Annotated in this window: 6 protein-coding genes and 2 pseudogenes; 6 read left to right on the forward strand and 2 right to left on the reverse strand. The window is 46.3% G+C overall.

The window, feature by feature from the left end:
- Window positions 1-116: 116 nt before the first annotated feature.
- From QZZ35_RS08500 to QZZ35_RS11690, 6 genes and pseudogenes are all read left to right on the forward strand, one after another.
- Window positions 117-893 carry an alpha/beta hydrolase gene (locus QZZ35_RS08500; RefSeq protein ID WP_291237010.1) on the forward strand — a complete coding sequence of 259 codons (777 nt, stop codon included), beginning with the start codon at window positions 117-119 and terminating at the stop codon, window positions 891-893.
- Between the two features lie 1,334 nt (window positions 894-2,227).
- On the forward strand, window positions 2,228-2,395 hold the full coding sequence (locus QZZ35_RS08505) for a hypothetical protein (RefSeq protein WP_291237011.1): 168 nt from the start codon (window positions 2,228-2,230) through the stop codon (window positions 2,393-2,395).
- A 175-nt stretch (window positions 2,396-2,570) separates the two neighbouring features.
- Window positions 2,571-2,687: pseudogene (locus tag QZZ35_RS08510) on the forward strand (hypothetical protein); the annotation flags it as partial.
- Window positions 2,667-2,969 carry a winged helix-turn-helix domain-containing protein gene (locus QZZ35_RS08515; protein ID WP_442899886.1) on the forward strand — a complete coding sequence of 101 codons (303 nt, stop codon included), beginning with the start codon at window positions 2,667-2,669 and terminating at the stop codon, window positions 2,967-2,969. The pseudogene QZZ35_RS08510 and the gene QZZ35_RS08515, both read left to right, overlap by 21 nt.
- Window positions 2,970-2,985: 16 nt before the next feature.
- Complete coding sequence (locus QZZ35_RS08520) at window positions 2,986-3,177, forward strand: hypothetical protein (protein ID WP_291237012.1); 192 nt, start codon at window positions 2,986-2,988, stop codon at window positions 3,175-3,177.
- Window positions 3,164-3,423, forward strand: a pseudogene (locus QZZ35_RS11690) (transposase); the annotation flags it as partial. The gene QZZ35_RS08520 and the pseudogene QZZ35_RS11690, both read left to right, overlap by 14 nt.
- Window positions 3,424-3,518: 95 nt before the next feature.
- On the opposite strand, the gene larD reads toward QZZ35_RS11690, so the two are convergent.
- Window positions 3,519-4,229 carry a D/L-lactic acid transporter LarD gene (gene larD / locus QZZ35_RS08525; RefSeq protein WP_291237013.1) on the reverse strand — a complete coding sequence of 237 codons (711 nt, stop codon included), beginning with the start codon at window positions 4,227-4,229 and terminating at the stop codon, window positions 3,519-3,521.
- 29 nt (window positions 4,230-4,258) lie between these two features.
- Window positions 4,259-5,536 carry a nickel-dependent lactate racemase gene (gene larA, locus QZZ35_RS08530; RefSeq protein ID WP_291237014.1) on the reverse strand — a complete coding sequence of 426 codons (1,278 nt, stop codon included), beginning with the start codon at window positions 5,534-5,536 and terminating at the stop codon, window positions 4,259-4,261.
- Window positions 5,537-5,567: the final 31 nt, after the last annotated feature.

Consider the following 5,567-nt stretch of genomic DNA (forward strand, 5'->3'; position numbering starts at 1 on the left):
CGATTGGGGTGCCAGCTTCCCCAAAGGGGAAGCCATGAGCGCTGCGCGCCAAACAACAATTTACCGGGCAGCTGAGTAAAGCCGATAAGCACATTCGGAAAAACAGGAGACAGATCATGATTATCAAACGGGATTTTGGATACGGCCCCGAGGGGGAGAACCGGCCGCTGCACATCTATCTGCCTGAGAATTACGGCAGGACGGATGAGCGGTATCCGGTAACTTACTTTTTTGACGGACACAATCTCTTTTACGACAGCGATGCCACCTACGGAAAGTGCTGGGGGCTGAAAACCTTTCTGGATCAGTGGAGCAAGGATATGATTGTGGTGGGGCTGGAGTGCAGCCACACCGGCAATCAGCGGCTGGAGGAATACCTCCCCTATGCCGCCTCGGAAGAATTCTTTGGCCCCCTGGCGGTCAAGGGAAACGAGACGTTGGAATGGATTCTGAACGAGGTCAAGCCCCTGATCGACCGGGAATACCGGACCTGGCCCTTCCGGGAATGCACTGCCATTGCCGGCTCCAGCATGGGCGGGCTGATGGCAATCCGGGCGGTCTTCCACTACAACCGATGGTTTTCCAAGGCGGCCTGCGTGTCCAGCGCCATCGGCTTTTGCCCGGATGGGGTGCTGGCGGATGTGTATGGAACCCCCATCGACCCGGATACGCGGGTCTATCTGTCCTGGGGCTCCCGGGAGGCCTGGGGGGAGCATGATCCCATGCGCGAGGACCCCCGCAGCGCATCCTACCGGTGGAATCACGCCATTGCCCGGCAGGTTCAGAAAAGCGGTGGCACGGCCTGGGCCTACTGCCAGGAGGGCGGAGGCCATAACGAAGCGGACTGGGAGAAGCAGGTTCCCGGGTTTATGGATTTCCTGTGGATGCGGTAAGCGGATGGGCCGGTGTGTTTTGGGTTGTTGGCTTTTGAAAGTGCATGGATAAATTGGTGTTTACAGTTTTTAAACGCACTTCGTCCTTGCTGTAAGCTAATAATCATTCTAATAATTTTGCTGATAATTATTATATAAATTATCAGCAAGTGGATCCCCACACTTCTTAAGATTCAATCCTAACAATTATCCTAATCATGATTATAATCATAATTTGGATAGTGATTAGGATCATCGACCCGGTATTCTCAAAACAGACAATGACCCATCTGCCGCTACTGGCTGGTGGGATTTGAAATTTGTATAGTCAGTAATTATACAGGTTCATCTGGCCCTGCAAATGGCCTTGTAACCGAAACTGCACATGAGGGTAGAAATGAGGGTAGAAACGAAGCTAGAAGTGAAGCTTTAACGAAGCTATAAATGAAGCTATAAATGAAGCTGTAAATGGAGCTGTAAATGAAGCTGTAAATGATACTGTAAATTGCCGACAGATATCCTTTGCCACTTTATCCCGCCATCATCCTGTCACATTACCGCCAGTTGGCGGAATAACTGTCGGATTAATGTCGGTATAAATGTCGGTGCAAAGACATAGTATCCAGGTGTTGCTTGAGGATCGTATTTCTGTTATCAGGTGAGAACAAAAATGATAACAGAAATGAGTACAGAAAACTCTGCCTTGTCTTTGTTTCCTACACTCAAAAATCTATCGGATTGAAATCCCAAAATCTCTCGGCTTGGATTTCCGCAGACAAAAAATGCGCCTACCGTTTTGTGACGGTAGGCGCATTGTGATTCAGATATAAACCTGGCAGGTCAGATCTTGCCACTGATTGCGGCGGAGGATCTGTCCGTTGGCTTGGCGATACTTCTTAGCTTCCTCAAAACCGATAGAAAATTCGAAGTACAGCTTATGCCTCCCCAGTTTTGATAGCAGCCTGTGCAGCTGCTTATAATCATAGGAAATAAAAAACCTATATGCGCAACTATAAATCCATAGTATCGAGGTATTATCGGATTGTCAACTTTTTTTCTCAATGCAACGTTGAATAAGTCCGCAAAAATACTTCCCTGTTCTACTGGTTACAAAGAAATTATCCATGCTGAAACCAAAGCTCATGGGGTGCAGCTGATATAACAATCCCACTGCCATCAATCTCCTACATATTGTAGCATCGAATACAGTGTTTATTTTCTTTTTGAAATCCACAATATCCGCTTCCGTTAATTCCGCTTCTACTTCAGCCTCGAATATTTCGAGCAAATGGGGTATATCACTTATAAACAAATGTAGTAACACATCCACCCGGACGAAAAGGACTGATAGAAACATGAATAACATGAAGAAGAACCTGATCCTCTCTGCCATCGGTGTAGGTTTGCAGACCGCAGGCGGCATCTGCCTCTTTGTCGCAGCGCTGTGCATCGGAAAAGAGATCAACCAGCAAATTAGGAAGACCATTATCAAAGAACTGTCAAAGCAGGTATCCGACAACTAAGAAAAACCGGCAATGTTCGATTAATACTAATTCTTAATAAAACGGTATAATTTCTTGCAATGATATGATATACTGTATCTGCGTGATGAATATGGCTTCCAGATACAAATTTAGTGAAGAACAAATCAAGGAAATTGAACAGGCTCGTTAGGATAACCAGGATAAGCGAGTCGAGGCCAGATTGAAAGCATTGGAACTCCGTGCAAAAGGAGCAGATGCCAGGGAGGTATCCGCAGCAACAGGCTTCCATGCAAGTTCTGTGACTCGCCTTGTGGCAAAGTATAGGGATAAAGGAATCGAAGCAATTGCCGGCAATCACTACGGTGGCAATCGCCGCAATATGAGTGTATCCGAAGAAGCAGCCATTTTGGCACCGTTTAAGGAACGTGCAGAAAAAGGTGAGCTGGTGGAGATCAGTGAGATCGCCAAGGCATACCAGGCTGCAGTAGATCATCCTGTCAGCAATGGTCAGATCTACTTTGTCCTACATCGTCATGGATGGCGGAAGGTCATGCCTCGCAGCAAGCATCCCCAGAAGGCCAGCGAAGAAGAAATCGCGGCCTCAAAAAAATAACACCAAAATAAAAGAATTGGAAGTTATCCACAGCAGTAAGAAAAATCGTCTGATGTTCCAGGATGAAGCTGGATTTGGACGTATCAACAAGCCAAAATACTGCTGGTGCGAGAAAGGTATCCGTCCCAGTGTGCCCTGCCATCATATCCGAGAGTATCGTTATGCCTACGGAGCGGTAGAGCCACTGACCGGGTCTGCTTTGCTGTGACGGTGCGGCATGGCACAAATCCACTGGACTGGAGCTGCCTGAAAATATTGTTTTGTTTCACATCCCGCCCTATACACCGGAAATGAATCCGATTGAGCAGATTTGGAAAGAGATTCGCAAGCGTGGATTCCGCAACTATTTTCTACATTAGAAAACGTGGTTGACCGTTTGTGCGATACCATCTGTTCTTTGAATAATGAAATTATTTCCAGTATCACGGGCAGAGAATTGATCTTTGTGGTATAATATTCTAATGGTAGACTCTGTACTACCAAGTTAACCGTGTGGAAGAAAAGAAAAGGCCCAACCCCCATATCAAGAGTTGAGCCTAATATCATAAATCACATTCCCAAAAATCCTTTTGCAAATAATGCCGCGCATACCGCGCCGACGAAAGGTGCAATGCCGGGAACAAGCAATCCATACTGCCAGTCGTTATCCGTTTTATTCTGAATGGGTAGCAACGTATATGCCAGGCGCGGACCCAAGTCACGGGCTTGGTTCATGGCAAATCCAGTTGGGCCTCCAAGTCCCATGCCTACTGCCCATACCAAGATACCTACGCCAATGGGAAGAATTTCTTCCGAAGTATGGGCGATCCCCAGAACGGAAGACAAAAACACAAATGTCGCAAACGCCTCCACAAAGAAATTCCTGGGAAGATTTCGGATATTGGGGTTCGTGGAAAAGATATTTCGGATTGCAACTGGATCTACCACGCCCTCACTTGCTTTAAAATGATCCGCATACATAACATAGACAATGCAAGCTCCACAAAGTGCCCCGAGAAATTCTGCAACACAATAGGGAATAAAGCATTTCCAGGAGATCATACCCAGAATTGCCTGAGCCAATGCCATTGCAGGATTGAGGCAAACACCTCCAAAAATGAAAAGAACAACGGTAATGCCAAATCCCCAAGTAGTAATTGCAAATAAATGTCCGCTTCCCCGGTACTTTGTCTTATTCAGTACTTCATCGCAGTGAACGCCCACGCCAAATAAAATCATCAGGGCCGTTCCCAGAAACTCTGCCATGATATTATGTAACATCTTGATTATCCTTTCTCTATCTTCTGCAATTATCCTTCTACAACGACACCCAGGCCATCAGGAATAACCACAACCTTTGCATTCCTACCCTTGAGTGCAAAGGCCTTTTCCAGTGCCTCATCAATGGTGGATGCCAGTTCCATATGCAATCCGGAAACTAGCTTGGGGTCTACAAGATCTGACACCAAAATCACTTTATGATGCACCAGGATCCGGGCAAGAATCTGGCTAGTCCACTGTTCCGGAACCGTCTCAAGTCTGGGGGTATGAATAGCCTGTTCCAGGAATTCCTTTGGATCCTTTACATTTGCAACATTATCATAGAATCCCTGTCCCCCATGGCCGTCACGGCAACCTGCGACCATAATGATAACGCCACCTTCGGGAAGCGTTGCCTCTGCGGCAGTCATTCCCTTGACTGCCTGATAAATGTTCTGATCCAGAGGATATCCGCCATTTGTGGAAATGGCAATGTCACAGTCCACCTTTTTCACGCTCGCCAGAGAGCGCACAAAATTGCACCCCTTCTCGTGCGCTTTCTCCATATCACCCGCAAAGGAGCCGATGATCTTATGATTTCCGTTTAAAACCACGTTGATGATAAAGGCAAGTCCTGCTTTCCTTGCGGCATAAACCATATCCTCATGAATCAGGTTATGCATCAGGTTTCCGGTACGGGAACACTTATCATTAATAAATTCTCCGCTGTGGTTTGCCATGATCGTTTTATAAGAAGCAATACCGGGAAGGACAGACTTTCTTCCACCTGAAAATCCCGCAAAAAAGTGCGCTTCAATAAATCCTTCGGCAATCAAAAGATCAGCCTCAGCTGCAATCCGATTGATGATGCATTCACCGCCACTTGGCAGGGTTCCTATTTTTTTCATGGCGCTGTCATCTGTTGAAATGTGCATGACGATTTCTTCATTTTCAACGATTTCTTCGCCGTATTTGCTGATCAGTTCTTCCTTTGTGCTCGGACGATGGAATCCAGTTGCAACCAGAATCCGGATTCTTGCATCCGGCGATACACTTCGGATTCTGCGAAGAAGGATCGGTGTAATGATTTTAGACGGAACAGGACGAGTGTGATCAGAGCTAATAATGACAATGTCCTTCTTCCCTTTTGCAAGTTCCTCTAAGTTCTGTGAACCAATGACATGGTCCAGAGATTCCTCTACAATTTCCCTTTCGCTTTTCTCACTGACATAGTCGCCCTGTCTACCAACAAGCATGCCGGCAAAATTTTCGTCTGCTAAACTGATCCGCATTTTTCTTTTGTCATATGGCACTTCCGTTTCAAACATAATTCATTGCTCCTTTCTAATACTAATTCTT

The sequence above is a fragment of the Frisingicoccus sp. genome (assembly GCA_016298055.1).
Taxonomy (GTDB): domain Bacteria; phylum Bacillota; class Clostridia; order Lachnospirales; family Lachnospiraceae; genus Frisingicoccus.

What these genes read in the sequence shown, in the direction of transcription:
- QZZ35_RS08505 (WP_291237011.1), top strand. Translation starts at nt 2,228, where the DNA reads ATGAATAACATGAAGAAGAACCTGATCCTCTCTGCCATCGGTGTAGGT.
- larA (WP_291237014.1), bottom strand. Translation starts at nt 5,536, where the DNA reads ATGTTTGAAACGGAAGTGCCATATGACAAAAGAAAAATGCGGATCAGT.
- larD (WP_291237013.1), bottom strand. Translation starts at nt 4,229, where the DNA reads ATGTTACATAATATCATGGCAGAGTTTCTGGGAACGGCCCTGATGATT.
- QZZ35_RS08500 (WP_291237010.1), top strand. Translation starts at nt 117, where the DNA reads ATGATTATCAAACGGGATTTTGGATACGGCCCCGAGGGGGAGAACCGG.